The organism is Pontibacterium granulatum (genome assembly GCF_029961155.1).
In the GTDB taxonomy this organism is placed as follows: Bacteria; Pseudomonadota; Gammaproteobacteria; order Pseudomonadales; family Balneatricaceae; genus Pontibacterium; species Pontibacterium granulatum.
The window spans coordinates 1-16,991 of record NZ_JASBRH010000024.1 but is presented as its reverse complement, the minus strand read 5'-3'; the positions used below and the strand labels follow the sequence as shown (position 1 = coordinate 16,991).

The 16,991-nt window shown below is 55.1% G+C and carries 16 protein-coding genes; 11 read left to right on the top strand and 5 right to left on the bottom strand.

What is annotated here, in order from left to right; translation table 11 throughout:
* Window positions 1–39: 39 nt before the first annotated feature.
* From QKW35_RS17275 to QKW35_RS17260, 4 genes are all read right to left on the bottom strand, one after another.
* Complete coding sequence (locus QKW35_RS17275; protein WP_282355168.1) at window positions 40–1,320, bottom strand: alkaline phosphatase family protein; 1,281 nt, start codon at window positions 1,318–1,320, stop codon at window positions 40–42.
* 537 nt (window positions 1,321–1,857) lie between these two features.
* Entirely contained in the window at window positions 1,858–4,065 is a 2,208-nt protein-coding gene (gene uvrD, locus QKW35_RS17270) for a DNA helicase II (protein ID WP_282355167.1), read from the bottom strand.
* Window positions 4,066–4,178: 113 nt separating this feature from the next.
* Window positions 4,179–5,150, bottom strand: a complete 972-nt coding sequence (locus tag QKW35_RS17265) for a homoserine kinase (RefSeq protein WP_282355165.1) — start codon at window positions 5,148–5,150, stop codon at window positions 4,179–4,181.
* A gap of 4 nt (window positions 5,151–5,154) precedes the next feature.
* A complete protein-coding gene (locus QKW35_RS17260; protein ID WP_282355163.1) occupies window positions 5,155–5,430 on the bottom strand; it encodes a DUF2782 domain-containing protein in 276 nt (91 codons plus the stop codon).
* Window positions 5,431–5,520: 90 nt separating this feature from the next.
* Between QKW35_RS17260 and polA the strand changes: the two genes are divergently transcribed.
* Window positions 5,521–8,268, top strand: a complete 2,748-nt coding sequence (polA, locus tag QKW35_RS17255) for a DNA polymerase I (protein WP_282355161.1) — start codon at window positions 5,521–5,523, stop codon at window positions 8,266–8,268.
* A gap of 215 nt (window positions 8,269–8,483) precedes the next feature.
* On the opposite strand, the gene yihA is transcribed toward polA, so the two are convergent.
* Window positions 8,484–9,140 carry a ribosome biogenesis GTP-binding protein YihA/YsxC gene (gene yihA, locus QKW35_RS17250; protein WP_282355160.1) on the bottom strand — a complete coding sequence of 219 codons (657 nt, stop codon included), beginning with the start codon at window positions 9,138–9,140 and terminating at the stop codon, window positions 8,484–8,486.
* Window positions 9,141–9,349: 209 nt separating this feature from the next.
* Here yihA and QKW35_RS17245 point away from each other — a divergent pair, with 209 nt between their 5' ends.
* The 10 genes from QKW35_RS17245 (at window position 9,350) to tatC (ending at window position 16,863) form a co-directional block, all read left to right on the top strand.
* The gene (locus tag QKW35_RS17245) at window positions 9,350–9,952 is read left to right on the top strand and encodes a c-type cytochrome (RefSeq protein WP_282355159.1); all 603 of its coding nucleotides are present in this window, start codon (window positions 9,350–9,352) and stop codon (window positions 9,950–9,952) included.
* Window positions 9,953–10,072: 120 nt separating this feature from the next.
* Window positions 10,073–10,708, top strand: a complete 636-nt coding sequence (locus tag QKW35_RS17240) for a thiol:disulfide interchange protein DsbA/DsbL (protein WP_282355158.1) — start codon at window positions 10,073–10,075, stop codon at window positions 10,706–10,708.
* Window positions 10,709–10,873: 165 nt separating this feature from the next.
* Window positions 10,874–12,448, top strand: a complete 1,575-nt coding sequence (locus tag QKW35_RS17235; protein ID WP_282355157.1) for a GGDEF domain-containing protein — start codon at window positions 10,874–10,876, stop codon at window positions 12,446–12,448.
* A gap of 76 nt (window positions 12,449–12,524) precedes the next feature.
* Complete coding sequence (ubiB, locus tag QKW35_RS17230) at window positions 12,525–14,156, top strand: ubiquinone biosynthesis regulatory protein kinase UbiB (protein ID WP_282355156.1); 1,632 nt, start codon at window positions 12,525–12,527, stop codon at window positions 14,154–14,156.
* A 100-nt stretch (window positions 14,157–14,256) separates the two neighbouring features.
* Window positions 14,257–14,646 carry a phosphoribosyl-AMP cyclohydrolase gene (hisI, locus tag QKW35_RS17225; protein WP_282355154.1) on the top strand — a complete coding sequence of 130 codons (390 nt, stop codon included), beginning with the start codon at window positions 14,257–14,259 and terminating at the stop codon, window positions 14,644–14,646.
* A 9-nt stretch (window positions 14,647–14,655) separates the two neighbouring features.
* Window positions 14,656–14,988 carry a phosphoribosyl-ATP diphosphatase gene (locus QKW35_RS17220; RefSeq protein WP_282355151.1) on the top strand — a complete coding sequence of 111 codons (333 nt, stop codon included), beginning with the start codon at window positions 14,656–14,658 and terminating at the stop codon, window positions 14,986–14,988.
* Window positions 14,924–15,328: a histidine triad nucleotide-binding protein gene (locus QKW35_RS17215; protein WP_345774503.1), complete on the top strand. Its 405-nt coding sequence runs from the start codon at window positions 14,924–14,926 to the stop codon at window positions 15,326–15,328. Before QKW35_RS17220 ends, QKW35_RS17215 begins: the two co-directional genes overlap by 65 nt.
* 22 nt (window positions 15,329–15,350) lie before the next feature.
* Window positions 15,351–15,599: a twin-arginine translocase TatA/TatE family subunit gene (gene tatA, locus QKW35_RS17210; RefSeq protein WP_282355148.1), complete on the top strand. Its 249-nt coding sequence runs from the start codon at window positions 15,351–15,353 to the stop codon at window positions 15,597–15,599.
* Between the two features lie 14 nt (window positions 15,600–15,613).
* Complete coding sequence (gene tatB, locus QKW35_RS17205) at window positions 15,614–16,045, top strand: Sec-independent protein translocase protein TatB (RefSeq protein ID WP_282355145.1); 432 nt, start codon at window positions 15,614–15,616, stop codon at window positions 16,043–16,045.
* Window positions 16,045–16,863, top strand: coding sequence for a twin-arginine translocase subunit TatC (gene tatC / locus QKW35_RS17200; RefSeq protein ID WP_282355143.1), 819 nt, complete (start codon window positions 16,045–16,047; stop codon window positions 16,861–16,863). Before tatB ends, tatC begins: the two co-directional genes overlap by 1 nt.
* Window positions 16,864–16,991 lie beyond the last annotated feature (128 nt).

The window sequence follows — 16,991 nt, the reverse complement described above, 5'->3', positions numbered from 1 at the left end:
GAGAGTCGAGGACGGTCGAACTTGAACTGCGCAGCCGCGTTAGCGCGACTGCAACAGGTATTCAGAGAAATCGTGGGTTTCCGGCGGTTGTTCCAGCAGGGACGTGGCCTGCCATGGGGTCTCCACACCCAGGATGTGGGCCATGGTTGGGGCAAAACGGGTGTTGTCGGCGATGCCCAGTTGCTGCTGGGGTACATCCGGTCCGCTGAAGATGCAGAAGCGGAAGTCAGCCCAGGTGCCCGGGCGCATGCCGTGGTTGGAGGTGTACTTGGACGGGCCGCAGATCCCTTCGGTACCCGGTACGGCCGTTTCAAAGCTGATATCGGAACCGGCCGGCACCATGAAGGCGATCAGCTGTTCCTGCTGCTCGGCTGGCATAAAGTCGGTGCTGCAGATCTCCATACCTTCCGCCAGCAACTTATCGCTGACTTCCAGTGCATGAACCGCATCATGTGGTTTCACCAGCAGCACACCTCCTTCGCTGGACCAGATCACGTCGTCACCCAGCAGGCGGTCAACGTACAGACCCTGTGGCATACCGGCATGGCCGTGGTCGCTGACAATGGCGAAGTTGTACAGGTTACCTTTACCGGCTGCATCCAGGCGGGCCAGCAACGTACCGATCTGTGCATCTGCCGTACGCAGGGACCAGCGGGTCAGGGCGTGATCCGGACCGTACTTGTGCAGGAAGTAATCGGTGATGGCGATCTCCAGCAGGATGAAATCCGGCGCTTGTTCGGAGCAGGCCAGTCCGGCTGCGATGTCGAGCAGCTGCTGATCAGCCAGCATACCCAGCTGCAGTTTAATGTCCGGGTTGTGGTTGGGGGCTTCCGGCGTTTCGCAGTTCAGCGCACTGATACGGCCTTCAGGATCGTAGGTTTTGCCGGCGTGCTGCCACTGCATATCGGCAGGCAGTGGTTCGGCGTCTTTGCCACGCATCAGCATTTCGTCTGCCCACCATGGGCCGTGGTACAGGGTGCAATCTTCCGGGCGCACCATGCCGTAGCCAATACAGGCCACATCCAGACCCTGCTGTTTGGCCAGACCTGGTAGCGTGTCGACTTTTACGTCGTATGGGTTGGCCCAGCGGAAACCGCCGTCGGCAAAGATAAAGTTGCCGTAGACGCCGTGCTCGGATGGCGCAACGCCGGCGATGATGGAGGTGCGCCCCGGGCAGGAGGTACCGCACATCTCCGGACGCATTCCCTTCAGCTGCGTGCCGGTGCGTGCCAGACGGTCGAGGTTTGGCAGGTGCTGACGGTACTGTTCAAAATGATCGGCGTTGATGCCGTCGATCATGATCATGATGAGTTTGCCCACGGTGCTTTGCTCCTCACTACGGGGGGATTCGATGGGGGGAATCCTAGGAGCGCAATGTGTCAGCAGCGTTATAAAAGCTGAGATTTTCTAATAGCATTTCGGGGAAATGCCCTAGTTTGTCTAATGGCAACGCTGCAGGCCGCGTCCTGTCTGGGCTGCTAAAGGTGGCGGTTTTGTGTATCCAGTCGTGTGATCTTTTCATGGTGACGACGGTGTCGTGCCTGCCACGGTGTACTTTGGCCGGAAACGTTGGAATTTGAAGTCGGTTTGAGAATCATTGCCGGCTGGAGGCGGATCGGGACTTGACGCAAGAGCTGCGTGCTGGGGGATAGCTGTGTGTGAATTGATCAGGCCTAGTTTTTCTAAGGATGGGACTCAGATCAAAGCACGCGGGGGCTGCCCGCCTAAGGTTTTCTTTTTTCAGCGGTTTGGTCTTATGCGAGCAGTCGGTGCTGGTGGGGTTGCTGCTGGAGCGGAGCAAAAAAGAGCGACAAAAAAGGAGGCATGAAGCCTCCTTTATCTAGTTACGCGCTCTGATCAGAGTGGCTGCAGGTTGGCAAAGCCGGCGATCAGGATCTTCGGACCTTCGAAGTCGAAGTTGATATACACCCGCGCTTTGGGGCCGGACCCTTCAAAGTTGGTGATGGTACCTTCGCCAAACTTCTGGTGAAGGACACGCTGACCCAAGGCCAGGTTGGTGGCCGGGACTTCCGCACTGGAGAGTGAGCTGCCACCGCCAAACAGGCTGGATTTCTCCGGACGGGCGGACATCGGACGGGAGACAGTGGCATTGAGGCGCACCTCCTCCAGCATCTCGTCCGGGATCTCGCGGATAAAGCGTGACGGACGGTTAAAGGTCTCCTGACCGTGCAGACGGCGGGATTCCGCGTAGGTGATGTGTAGTTTCTGCATCGCACGGGTGATACCTACGTAGCAGAGGCGGCGCTCTTCCTCCAGACGCCCCGGCTCTTCCACCGACATCTTGTGTGGGAACAGACCTTCTTCCATACCCGCCAGGAATACCAGCGGGAATTCCAGACCTTTAGCCGAATGCAGGGTCATCAGCTGTACACTGTCCTGGTGTTCATCCGCCTGGGCATCGCCGGCATCCAGGGCCGCCTGGTCGAGGAATGCGGCCAGCGGGGAGGTGAAGGCGTCTTCAAAAGACTCGTCCCACTGGTTGAGGAATTGCTTGGCGGCGTTGGTCAGTTCCTCCAAGTTCTCAATACGGGACTGGGCTTTTTCGCCTTTCTCTTTCATATGGTGCTCGATCAGGCCGGAACGCTGGATCACGTGTTCGGTCTGTTCGTGTAGCTCGGTACCTTCTGTTTCGCGCGTCAGGTCGTTGATCAGGTCGAGGAACACCACCAGAGCGTTGCTGGCACGGGCCGGCAGTTTCCTAAGGCCCACCACCTCAGTAGCGGCACGCCACATGGAGATCTGTTCGGTGCGGGCGTGTTCACGGATCACCTCTACGGTGCGGGTACCGATGCCACGGGTGGGCACGTTGATCACCCGTTCCATCGCCGTATCGTCGTCGCGATTGGCAATCAGGCGCAGGTAGGCGAGGGCGTTTTTGATCTCAAGACGGTCGTAAAAGCGCTGGCCGCCGTAGATGCGGTACGGCATCCCGGCACGGATCAACGCTTCCTCCATCACGCGGGACTGGGCGTTGGAACGATACAGGATTGCCGATTCTCGGCGTGAGTTACCATCGCGAACCCACTGGTCGATCTGGTCGACCACAAAGCGTGCTTCGTCCTGCTCGTTAAACGCGGCGTACAGCGAGATTGGTTCGCCGTCGCTGGAGTCGGTACGCAGCTCCTTGCCCAGGCGGCCCATATTGTTGCGGATCACCGCGTTGGCCGCCTGCAGGATGGTGTTGGTGGAACGGTAGTTCTGTTCCAGTTTAATGGTTTCCAGCCCTGGGAAATGCTGTTCCAGGTTCTGGATATTTTCGATCTTCGCACCACGCCAGCCGTAGATCGATTGGTCGTCATCACCCACCGCCATCAACTTGCGGTCGTTACCGGCGAGCAGCCGCAACCAGCCATACTGGATGCTGTTGGTGTCCTGGAACTCGTCCACCAGGATATAGCGGAAGCGCTCCTGGTAGTGGGCGAGCAGGTTCGGGCGACGGTCGCGCAACAGCTCCAGGGAGCGCAGCAGCAGTTCGCCGAAATCGATCATGCCGCCGCGTTCACAGGCCTGTTCGTAGGCCTGGTACATCTTCAGCATCACCTGGTTGAACTGGTCGCCGGACGGCTCGATATGCTGGGAGCGCAGGCCTTCATCTTTCTGCTCGTTGATGTACCACTGGAACTGACGGGCCGGCCAGCGGTTCTCGTCCAGCCCCATCTCCTTCGCCAGACGTTTGATCAGGCGTAGTTGGTCGTCGCTGTCCATGATCTGGAAGTTTTCCGGCAAGCCTGCGTCCTGCCAGTGGGAGCGCAGCAGGCGGTGCGCCAGGCCGTGGAAGGTCCCGACCCACATTCCCTGGGGGTTGATTCCCAGCAACTCTTCGATACGCCCCCGCATCTCGCGTGCGGCCTTATTGGTAAAGGTCACCGCCATGATGGAGTAGGGCGATATCCCTTCGGTCTGGATCAGCCAGGCGATACGGTGCACCAGTACGCGGGTTTTACCGGAGCCGGCGCCAGCCAGGACCAGCATGTTTTGCACCGGTGCGGTTACCGCTTGGCACTGGGCGTCATTTAGGGATTCGATGATGTGGGTAACGTCCATAGAACTGTCGCTGTCTGTGAAAGTTAAAAGCAGAGGGTACCGATTATACCCTCTGATACTGTATATGTTTACAGTTGGATTGCCGCGTTTGCGGATAAGCGAACGCGTCGCGCTTAGCGTGGCAGCACGCTAGGGGTGCGGATACGGCTCAGCAGGATCTGCTTCAGCTCGTCCGGGTCTTTGATCTTCTTGTCGTTGTCGCCGTTATCCTCCAGGCCCAACGCCGGCAGCAGGCGGGAGAGCCAAAAGCGCATCGCGGCGGTACGGGTCAGGATTGGCCAGGCTTCGTACTCGAACTCTACAAACGGACGCTCGGCGTGGTAAGCGCTCAGCAGGGCGTTTTCACGCTCGCTGTCTATGCTGCCGTCCGGCAGGCTGCACCAGTCGTTGGCCACAATTGCCAGGTCGAACAGCCAGAACGCGGTCGCTGCGTTGTAGATATCGAGGATTGCACTGAGCTGGTCACCGTCGAACAACACGTTGTCGTGGAACAGGTCACCGTGGATCACGCCGCTTGGCAGTTTATCGGCGTGTTCGCGCAGCGCGTCAAAGGCAGCAACCTCGGCCAGCAGCAGCTTGGCGTCTTCTTCCGGCAGGTGCGACTGGATACGGCTACTTTCGCTGCGCCACCAGAATACACCGCGGTGCGCCTGGCGCTTAAGGTAGAAATCCTCACCCGCTTTGTGGAACTGAGCCAGCGCGGTGCCCACCTGGGCACAGTGCTCGGGTGTCAGCTGAGCGCGATCGATAATACGGCCGCTGAAGCAGGGCTGCAGCAGTGCCGGCCGGTCGTTCAGGCGTTTCTGCGCGATACCGTTGCGGTCGGTGATACCGTAGGGTAGAGGAATACCACGCTTTGCCTGCCATTGCGCGAGCTCGACGAAAAACGGCAGCTCCTCTTCGCTCAGCTCTTCAAACAGGGTCAGCACATAACGTTGCTGCTGTTTGTCCTGCTCGAGGGTGACAAAGTAGTTGGTGTTTTCAATACCGCCCTGGATACCTTCCAGAGCGACCTGCGTGCCGAGGTCAAAGTCCTTCAACAGCAGGTCCAGATTGTTTGGGGTTACTTCGGTATATACAGCCACAAAATTACCAGCGGAACAGAATCCATTTCGGAATTAACAGGGTTGACTGATCTTCGCGGATAAATTCATCGCCATCAGCCGGAACCAGATAGTACGGCTTGCCGTTTTTTGGCACCACCTTAATTTCACGTAATTCACCGTTTATACGGTATTCGTAGAAGGTGGAGCCTTCATCGTGACGGATGGTGATCTCCGGTTCATTTTCATCGAACTGGGGCAGGGACTCCGCCTGCGCCATTGGTGCGGTGAGTAACAGTGCAGTAAGCAGCAATCGTTTCATAATATGTCCTTTGATGTGTTTGGCTGCATCGATATGGACTATGATTGTCGCCCTGAACCCGATCGAACTGCAACCAACATGGATACCGCCATGAGCGAACAACACTCCCCCCTCATTCTAGTTGACGGCTCCTCCTATTTATACCGCGCGTTTTTTGCCTCCCAGCAAGCGGACTTGCGTACCTCCGACGGGGTGCCAACCGGCGCGGTGCGAGTGATGACCTCCATGTTGCGCAGCCTGATCAAGCAGTATCCACAAAGCCCGGTTGTGGTGGTGTTCGATGCCAAGGGAAAAACCTTCCGAGACGACATCTACCCCGACTACAAATCTCACCGCCCGCCGATGCCGGATGACCTGCGTTTGCAGATAGAGCCGATCCACAACATCGTTAAGGCGATGGGCCTGCCGTTGATTGCGATAGAAGGCGTGGAAGCGGATGACGTGATCGGTACCCTGGCCGTTGAAGCCAGCCGTAAAGGCGTGGATACCCTGATCTCCACCGGCGACAAGGACATGGCGCAGTTGGTGGACAAACATGTCACCCTGATCAACACCATGACCGATACAGTGATGGACGTGGCCGGTGTGGAAGAGAAGTACGGTATTCCGCCGCACCTGATCATCGATTACCTGGCGCTGATGGGCGATAAGGTCGATAACATTCCGGGCGTGCCGGGCGTGGGTGAAAAGACCGCGCTGGCACTTCTGCAGGGCGTGGGGGGAATTAAAGATCTGTATGAAAACCTTGAGAAGATACCCGCCCTCGGGTTCCGCGGTTCCAAATCCATGCCGAAGAAGCTGGAAGACAACCGTGAAGCGGCGGAGCTGTCCTACCTGCTGGCCACCATCAAAACCGACGTGGAGCTGGACTGTAAAGTTGAAGACTTTGTCCTGCCTGCACCGGATGCCGCAGCGCTAAAAGAGCTGTTCACCACCTTCGAGTTTCGCAGCTGGGTACGCGAACTGAGCGGCGAAGCCCCCTCGGCCGAAGATGCAGCTGCAGGTGATACCGAGCCTCAGGCGCCGGAACATGTCGAATACGAAACCGTGCTGGATGAAGCCGCGTTGGACCGTTGGCTGGAGGCTCTGGAGAAGGCCGAACTGTTCGCCTTTGATACGGAAACAACCAGCCTCAACTACATGGAAGCGGAGCTGGTGGGGGTCTCCTTCGCGGTGGAACCGGGCAAGGCGGCCTACGTCCCAGTGGCACACGACTACATGGGCGCGCCGCAACAGATCAGCCGCGAGCGCCTGCTGGAAAAACTGAGGCCGCTGCTGGAAAGCGAAGACCACCTGAAGGTGGGCCAGCACATCAAGTACGACATGAACGTGCTGGCACGTTACGGCATCGAGCTGCGCGGCGTGGCATACGACACCATGCTGGAGTCCTACGTCTACAACTCCACGGCCACCCGCCACGATATGGACAGCCTCGCCGATAAATACCTGGGCGTAAAAACCGTCCACTTTGAAGATATTGCCGGTAAGGGCAAGAAGCAGCTGACGTTCAACCAGATTGAGCTGGAACAGGCGGCGCCGTATGCGGCAGAAGATGCGGATATCACCTTGCGTCTGCACCAGGCGTTGGCCGCGAAGCTGGAGACAACTCCGGCGGTGAAAACGGTGTTCGAGGAGATAGAGCGCCCGCTGATTCCAGTACTGTCGCACATCGAGCGTAACGGTGCGCTGGTGGACGCCACCCTGCTGGGGCAGCAGAGCCTGGAGATCGCCGAGCGGCTGCAGGAGATCGAAAAAGCCGCCCACGATGAGGCGGGGGAACCGTTCAATCTGAGTTCCACCAAGCAGCTGCAGACTATCTTGTTTGAGCAGAAGAAACTGCCGGTGCTGAAGAAAACACCCAAAGGTGCACCGTCCACGGCTGAGGAGGTGTTGCAGGAGCTGGCGCTGGACTACCCGCTGCCAAAACTGATTCTGGAGCACCGCAGTCTGAGTAAGCTGAAGTCCACCTACACCGACAAGCTGCCGCTGATGATCAATCCGCAGACCGGTCGTATCCACACCTCCTACCACCAGGCGGTGACGGCAACCGGACGTCTATCCTCCTCCGATCCGAACCTGCAGAACATCCCGGTGCGAAATGCCGAAGGCCGCCGTATCCGACAGGCGTTTGTCGCGCCTGAAGGCTACAAGATTGTGGCAGCGGATTACTCCCAGATCGAGCTGCGTATCATGGCACACCTGTCCCAGGATAAAGGCCTGTTGAATGCGTTCAGCCACGGGGATGATGTGCACCGTGCTACCGCGGCTGAGGTATTTAAGACCCGTGTAGAGGACGTGACAGCCGAGCAGCGGCGCCGTGCCAAGGCGATCAATTTCGGCCTGATCTACGGTATGTCCGCTTTTGGTCTGGGCAAACAGTTGGGTGTGGGGCGCAACGAAGCACAGCAGTACATCGAGCACTACTTCGAAACGTATCCGGGTGTGCAGAACTACATGGACGATATCCGCACCAAGGCTGCTGAGGAGGGGTATGTCGAAACCTTGTTTGGTCGCCGTCTCTACCTGCCGGAGATCAAGGCGCGTAACGCCATGCGTCGTCAGGCGGCTGAACGTACGGCGATCAACGCGCCGATGCAGGGTACGGCTGCAGATATCATCAAGAAAGCGATGCTGGCGGTGGACAGCTGGCTGGCAAGCGGCGAGATGGATGCCCGCATGATCATGCAGGTGCACGATGAACTGGTGTTCGAGGTGCGCGAAGATCAGGTGGAGGCGTTTGTGGCTGCGGTGAAAGAGAAGATGGCGGCTGCGGCTGATTTGGATGTACCGCTGGTGGTGGATGCCGGTATTGGTGACAACTGGGAACAGGCACACTAAGTGCCTGTTTTATCAGCAATACCATTTTAATCTGTACGGTTTTTGAACTTTCCGGAATCGTACCGGTCACATAGGTGAGTCACATAAGACTGTGCCATGGTAGTGGCTCTCAAAAACAAGCATGCGTTGAAGCCCTGTGATATCCCCTTGTTCCCCTTCCAGGTATCCAGGGCTTCTTTTTGTCTGAAATTCAGTGTGCCGTACGAATCCGCCGATCACTCTTCGGTTTCTTGAGTTTCCGTTTCCTGCTCCATATCCTCCAATAGCCAACTGTCGATACGTTGGGTCAGTTGGTCGATGCCCTGGCGTTTCAGGGCGGAGAAGGTTTGTACGGTCACTTTGTCACCCAGTTCGGCTTTCAGCTGTTTCTTCAGCTTCAGCATGGTGCTCTGGGCCGGGCCTTTCTTCAGTTTGTCGGCTTTGGTAAGCAATACGTGCATCGGCATGCCGGTGGCTTTGCACCATTCCGTCATCATTTGGTCGAATTCCTTCATCGGGTGACGGATGTCCATCACCAGTACTACCCCACGCAGACATTCGCGTTTCTGAAGGTAGTTATCCAGGTGTTTCTGCCAGTGCAGTTTCATCTCCAGCGGCACTTTTGCGAAGCCGTAACCGGGCAGATCGACGATGCGTAGGTTCTCGATATTCAGGTCGAAAAAGTTGATCAACTGCGTACGACCCGGGGTTTTCGAGGTTCTGGCCAGCTTGCTGTTGTTGGTCAAGGTATTGATAGCGCTGGACTTACCCGCGTTGGAGCGACCGGCAAACGCTACCTCCGCGCCGATGTCCTCCGGACACTGGCTGAGTTTGGCCGCACTTTTATTAAAACGTGCTGAGTTGTAGCTGATCGGAGAGCGTTTTATTGACATGGATAGGAGTTCGCATCTTGTTGGACCGGAGATTGCCGTTCCAGTTTGTATGGATATTAGGTTATAATTGCGCCAAATTTTACCTGCGATATGCGAAAGGCTCTAGTGTCGCAGGCAAGTGAGGTTCTCACGGGTGCCGTAAAACAGTCCTGAACACTGTCGGTTCTCGTCAAAAAACTTATTAAAATCAAGAGTCTGGGTTCTCGTCGATGAATAAACTACTGATCAGCATGCTGTTGACCCTGGGTATCACTGGTGTAGCTCACGCGGCAGGTGATGCTGCTGCCGGGCAGGCGAAAGCTGCAGTTTGTGCAGCTTGCCACGGTGCCGATGGTAACAGTGCAATCGCTAACTTCCCTAAGCTGGCTGGCCAGAACGAAAAGTATCTGGTTAAGCAGATGAAGGACATTAAAAACGGTGTGCGTCCGGTTGTAGAGATGACCGGTTTGCTGGATAACCTGAGCGATCAGGATATGGCTGATATTGCCGCTTACTTTGGTAAGCAGGGTGTTCAGATCGGTCACGCAGCAAAAGATCAGGTTGAAGCCGGTCAGAAAATCTACCGTGCGGGCATCGCGAACAAGGGTGTAGCGGCTTGTACGGCGTGTCACAATCCGAACGGTGCGGGTAACGCATCTGCTGCATTCCCGGCCGTTAGCGGTCAGCACGCTGCATACGTTGAGAAACAGCTGAAGGCATTCCGCAACGCTGAGCGTTCTAACGATCCTAACAGCATGATGCGCGATATCGCTGCTAAACTGAGTGATGCCGAAATCAAAGCGGTTGCTGCTTACATTCAGGGTCTGAACTAAGCGACATTCAGGCTTGATAAAGAAAAGGCAGCGTAAGCTGCCTTTTTTATTGGCAGAATCGAACTTATTGATAACGGGCATGGTCTCAGATTGCTGCCCGAGTGTGTTGTGGAGTTAAAAATGCTGAAAAAACTAGGAATGATGCTGGTTGCCCTGATGCTGCCTCTGGTGTCTGGAGTTGCAACTGCGGAACAATTTAAAGAAGGGGTTCATTACGTTTCATTGCCGTTTCCGGTGAAAACGAGCGATGCGAGCCGTGTTGAAGTGGTTGAGGCGTTTGGTTACCCCTGCCCACACTGTAACAGCTTTGAGCCACTGATCCAGAACTGGGAAAAGAAGAATGCGGACGATGTGAATTTCGTGCGCATTCCGGTGGTATTTGGGCGCAGCTGGGAGCCGTTTGCCCGTGCTTACTACAGCTCTGAACTGATGAAAACGGTCGAAAAAACGCATGTGCCTACCTTTAATGCGGTGCATGTAGAGCGTCGTCGTTTCCGTAATAAAGAACAGCTGGCAGATTTCTACGGTCAGCTGGGCGTGGATAAAGCGAAGTTCAGCAAGATGTTTGATTCCTTCGCGGTCACCATGAAACTGCGTCAGGGTGATTCCAAGATTCGTGGTTACGGCGTGGATGGCGTGCCGTCCATGGTTGTAAACGGCAAGTACCGCATTACAGCGCAAATGGCGGGGAGTCACCAGAAGATGCTGGAAGTTGTAGACTTCCTGGTGGAGAAAGAGCGCAAGGCTGCGCAGTAATCAGTAATCGATCTCCTCTGTTTGAAAAAACCGTCCTTTATGGGCGGTTTTTTTATGTCTGAGTGCCGTTTTGTTGTTTTATATCGCTAGAGTTGGGCTCACGCTTCCTCTACCATAGGGAGATACGTGTTATAGATTGTGCAGCTGTTTCGACTGGAGTGGACTGTGTCAGCACAGAAAGAAGACTGGAAGCAGAAATACAGGGAGTTAGCGCTTGAAATCGAGGACAATCAGTCCCGATTTGAAAAACAGGAGAGTGTTCTCAACCAGATTATCGGTAGCATGGTATTGGGCCTGGAAGGGGAAGATGCCAAGCTGGATCTGGAGCTGAATGAACTGAAAGCCAATCTGGTGCATACGGATGACACCCGTGCACTTAAGCGTATTGCCAAAGGTCTCGATAAACACCTGCGTCATCGCGACGAATCCCGCGAGCAACACGCCAGCTCTATCCTCGAGGCAGTACAGCGCTGGATTCGCCAGCTGCGTTACTCCTCAGATGAAAGCACTGTTCAAAACCTGCTTGATGGTTGTGAGCAGCGTAGCCACAACCTGACCACGGCGATATACGAGCTACCGTCCCTATTGAGTGATCTGGTTGAGCTGCAGGCAGGTATTTCTGCTGACCTTAATGTTGTTCCGCAACCGTCAGAAAGTACTACCCCTGCTACAGTCGAAGGCGACTCCGCCGAAGAACAGGTCCGCTTGTTGCAAGCTATAGCTACAGAGCTGAATACGTTGCTCTCCGGTTTGTCTTTGGCACGCGAAGACGCTGAAGAAAACCGCAAGCTGATACGCAGTATTGATGATGGCATTATGCTCTCAGATCTGCCAAAAATTTTGCGCCAGGTGATCAAGCTGGTGGGCAAAAGCTACAGCAGCGGCAGTGAAGAATTTGAATCCTACCTGCTGGACCTGAGTTCTCAGCTGAGTGAAGTGGAAAACTTCATCAAGGACAGTCAGTCAGAACAGAACAGTATCGGTGAGAACCAGCGCAAGCTGGACCTACAGGTGCGTACCAATGTGCAGCAGCTGCACGAAACTGTGAAAAGTACCCATGACCTGAACGAACTGAAAAGAGCCGTTGCCGGGAAGTTGCAGCACGTGGTTCAGGCGATGGATGATTTCAAACGTGACGAAGACCAGCGCGAGCAGCGCCTGCGTGAACGTTATGAAAATCTGCTTGATAAAGTCGAGCAGATGGAAAAGGAGACCCGCGAGGTGCGGGCGCATATGGAGGCGGAAAAAGCCCGCGCAACCACCGATGCGCTGACCGGCTTGCCCAATCGTGCTGCATACGACGAGCGTATCACCGAAGAGGTGGAGCGCTGGCGCCGCTACGAAACACATTTCTCTGTTGCCGTGGGCGACCTGGACTTCTTCAAACGTATCAACGACAGCTACGGCCACCTGGCGGGAGACAAGGTATTGCGCCTTATCGCCAAGGTTATCAGGTTGAAGCTGCGTGGCGCTGACTTTATCGCCCGTTACGGCGGCGAAGAGTTTGTCATTATCATGCCTTCCACCTCTGCGGTCGAAGCACACAAAGCGATCGACAAAATCCGTCAGGCGGTGAGCAAAAGTCCGTTCAACTTCCACGGTAAGCCAGTGGGTGTGACCATGTCCTTTGGGGTGACCGAAGCCCTGGAGGGGGATAACGGCGAGTCGTTGTTCAGCCGTGCCGACGAACTGCTCTATAAAGCCAAGGCCAACGGCCGTAACCAGGTCTTGATCGGCTGATATCCGACAATGCATTTCTGCGGGAATGGTGTAGCATTGTCGCGCCGAATTAGCTGAATTACGGGATCTCCTGTTTGTGAAACGTCTGCTGCGAAGTTTTAAAATCCTGCGGGTCGTCGCTCGCTACCGTCTTGATACGTTTTTTGACGGCCTGAACCTGCCTATCTACCTGCGCGTCTTGCTGATGATGTTGCCGTGGCGCTATCTGATCGCAGCGGACAAGCCACGCGGTGAGCGTTTACGTCTTGCGCTGGAAGCGCTGGGGCCTGTCTTCATCAAGTTTGGTCAGATGCTCTCCACCCGCCGAGACCTGTTGCCGGATGATGTGGCGGAAGAACTGAAAAAACTGCAGGATCAGGTGCCGCCGTTCGCAGGTGCCGAAGCGCAACGGATTATCGAGCAGTCGCTAGGTCAGCCGGTGAGTGAGCTGTTTGCCAAGTTTGAACAGCAGCCGCTGGCCTCCGCGTCGGTTGCTCAGGTCCATAAAGCGACTTTGGGTGATGGCCGTGATGTGGTGGTAAAAGTTATCCGGCCGGGTATTGAGCGTACCATCCAGAAAGACGTGGCCTTGCTTTACGGCGTAGCCGAGATCGTGCAGGCAATCTGGGCGGATGGTCGTCGCCTGCGTCCGGTTGAGGTGGTTGCGGAGTATGAGCAGACCATCTTCGACGAGCTGGACCTGCGTAAGGAAGCCGCCAATGGCTCCCAGCTGCACCGTAACTTTGCCGGTTCCGATATCCTCTATGTGCCGGAAATCTACTGGGATTATACCCGCGCCAACGTGTTGGTGATGGAGCGTATTCACGGCATCCCTGTGGCTGATGTGGATCAGCTGCTGGCACAGAACACCGATATGAAAAAGCTGGCCGAACGCGGTGTAGAGATCTTCTTTACCCAGGTGTTCCGCGACAGCTTCTTTCATGCCGATATGCACCCGGGCAATATTTTTGTGTCCCGCGAGAATCCGCAGTCACCGCAGTATATCGCCGTTGATTTTGGTATCGTGGGTTCTCTGACGCCGGAAGACCAGAGCTATCTGGCGCGCAACTTTCTGGCGTTCTTCCAGCGTGACTACCGTCAGGTGGCACAGCTGCACGTGGACTCCGGTTGGGTGCCGTCTGACACCAATGTAGATGCCTTTGAAACGGCGATCCGCAGTGTGTGTGAACCGATTTTTGAGAAGCCGCTGAAGGAGATATCCTTCGGTCAGGTGTTGCTGGGGTTGTTCCAGACTGCACGTCGCTTCAATATGGAAGTACAGCCTCAGCTGGTATTGCTGCAGAAAACCCTGCTCAACATTGAGGGTCTGGGGCGTCAGCTCTATCCGGAGCTGGATTTGTGGAAGACCGCCAAGCCATTCCTGGAAGGCTGGATGAAGGAACGGATGGGGCCTAAAGCAGTCTACCGTACCATCAAGCAGCAGGCGCCAGATTGGCTCGAGAAGATGCCTCATATGCCACAGCTGGTGTTTGATGCTCTCAACCAAGTGCGTCGTCTGGACGATAACCGAACCCGTGACCTGCGTGCTTATGCTGCGGCAAAAGCAGAATTGGAGCAAAAGCGTCGACCAGGCCGTTATATCGGTATTGGCCTGATTGCCGTGGCGCTACTGGCCGGGAATGAGCAGAGCTTGCAGTGGTTGAGTGAGTTGCCGGCAAGCAGTTGGTTGGTGGTGGCGATTGGAGGCTGGTTGGCGTTACGACGCTAGCGTCCTGTTACTCCGGGCATAAACGGTAAAGGATGGTGGAAGTGTATCTGTTGCGGTATGCTTTCGGCTTTGAATTAGCACTCTCTAAAGAAGTAAGCAGATGTCAGCACCTTGGCTTGAGCAGATTAAATGGAATAGCGACGGGTTGGTTCCAGCCATCGCCCAGGATCATGAAACCGGCCGTATTCTGATGGTTGCGTGGATGAACGAAGAAGCGCTTTCGCTGACCGTTCAGGAACAGCGAGCCATCTACTGGTCCCGATCCCGCAAGAAGTTGTGGCGCAAAGGTGAAGAGTCTGGCCATGTGCAGAAACTGCATGAGATCCGCCTGGACTGTGATGCTGATGTGATCCTGCTGCAGGTAGAGCAGCTGGGGGGTATCGCCTGTCATACCGGCCGTCAAAGTTGCTTTTACAGCGTGCTGCAAGATGAAGAGTGGGTGCCGGTTGAACCGGTACTGAAAGACCCAGATAACATTTACAAAAAGTAGGCTGCATTGATGAGTGATGTATTAACCCAGTTGGGTGTAATTCTGGAAGAGCGTAAAAACGCCTCCTCTGAAAGCTCCTATGTGGCAAGCCTGCATGCCAAAGGTCTGAATAAGATCCTGGAAAAGGTCGGTGAAGAGTCTGTGGAAGCGATTATTGCCGCCAAGGATGCCAAGCACAGTGGTGACAATAAAGAGGTGATCTACGAAACGGCAGATCTCTGGTTCCATAGCCTGGTGATGCTCTCCCATCTGGGGGAAAGCCCACAGGCAGTGTTGGATGAGCTGGCGCGTCGTTTTGACATGTCAGGCCTTGAAGAAAAAGCATCCCGCACCAATAAGTAAGCAGATGGCGGAGTGTATCTTCTGCCAAATCGCCGCAGGTAACGCGCCTGCAAAGATTGTGTATCAGGATGAGCACCTTGTGGCGTTCAGGGACAGGGCGCCAAAAGCGGCTATCCACCTGTTGGTGATAACGCGAAAACATATACGGAATTTAGATGACCTGCAGATGGCTGACGCTGATTTGATCAGCCACCTGATGATGACCCTTCCGCGAATAGCGCGAGAGAACGGTCTGACTGATGGCTACCGTACGGTGACCAATACCGGACGGGGTGGGCGTCAGGAGGTTTGCCATATCCATTTTCATCTGATGGGCGGCGGAAAACTGCCCGCGATATAAGAAAAAATCGGAGAGTTTTAGTATGGGCTTTGGTGGTATCAGTATCTGGCAGCTGTTGATCATAGCGCTGATCATTGTTCTTCTGTTCGGTACCAAGAAACTGCGTGGTATGGGCGGTGACCTGGGTAGCGCAATCAAAGGTTTCAAGAAAGCGGTCAACGAAGACGAGAAAAAAGACGAGCAGCCTAAGCAGCTCGACAAAGAAGACGCTAACTTCAACGAAGCGGACTCCGCTGCGGCGAAGAAAGAAGAAACCAAGTCTGACAAATAAGCCGGCGGACATAAATGTTTGATATCGGCTTTGCTGAACTGCTGATCGTTGCCGTGGTGGCGCTTGTGGTCCTTGGGCCCGAAAAGCTGCCAACGGCGGCGCGGGCGGCGGGTCTGTGGATCGGTCGCATTCGCCGTACCCTGAGTGGTATTCAAAGCGAGATCTCGGAAGAACTACGTATCGACGAGATGCGCCGCACCGCAGCGATCAAGAAAGAGGAGCTGGAACAAGAGCTGGCAGAGATGCGTACGCCGTTTGGCTCCGAATCCAGTTACTCACCGTTTGGTGACAGTGTTTCCAGTTCGGAAGAGTTGCAGTCCAAGCAACAAAGGGCAGAGCACGAGCCTTCCTCTGAAAACAGTATTGCGCCGCCTGCGCAGGGAACGACTCCGTCCTCCGGTGCAGACACCGGCAGCTCTGAACCCGGTACCAAGGCAGAGAAATAATGACCGACACAAATCATCTGCCCGACCAGGATCAGGAACAACCGCTAATCTCTCATCTTTTGGAATTGCGTCAGCGTCTGATGCGCGTCCTGCTGGTTGTCCTTCTGATTTTCCTGGCGATGTTCTATTTCGCTAATGATCTTTACACCTACCTTTCCGCACCGCTGACTGCGCTGTTGCCGGAAGGGACCAGTATGATCGCGACGGATGTAACCTCGCCGTTCTTCGCGCCGTTTAAGTTAACTTTGGTTGCTTCCATCTTCCTGGCGATGCCAGTGATTCTGCACCAGATCTGGGGCTTTATTGCACCGGGGCTGTATCAGAATGAAAAACGTCTGGCGGTACCCTTGTTGGTATCCAGTGTGTTCCTGTTCTACGCCGGGATCGCGTTTGCCTATTACGTTGTATTCCCACTGATCTTTGGGTTCTTCACCAGTGTTGGCCCTGAGAATGTCGACGTAATGACCGACATCAGCAGTTACCTGAACTTTGTGCTCAAACTGTTCTTTGCGTTCGGTATCGTGTTTGAGATCCCGATAGCTACCCTGTTGCTGATATGGACCGGCGTGTCCACGCCTAACAGTCTGGCGGAAAAGCGTGCCTATGTGGTGGTTGGTTGCTTTGTGTTGGGCATGCTGTTGACTCCACCGGATATCATCTCCCAAAGTTTGCTTGCAGTACCGATGTGGCTGCTCTTTGAGCTGGGTATTCTGATGGGACGTATCCTGGTCAAAAAAAACAAGGATGAAGATGACGACGAGTTCGATGAAGAATTCGAAGACGCGATGCATGAAGAGGAAACAAACCATCGCGACTAACATCACTCACCAATGATCTTTAAAGGCGCCGAAAGGCGCCTTTTTTGTGCCTGTCGTTCAGGGTTGGTTGCTTAATGACCGGTATTGGTTTGGTATTGGTTTGGTATTGGTGGTTTTTTAGCCGTTTT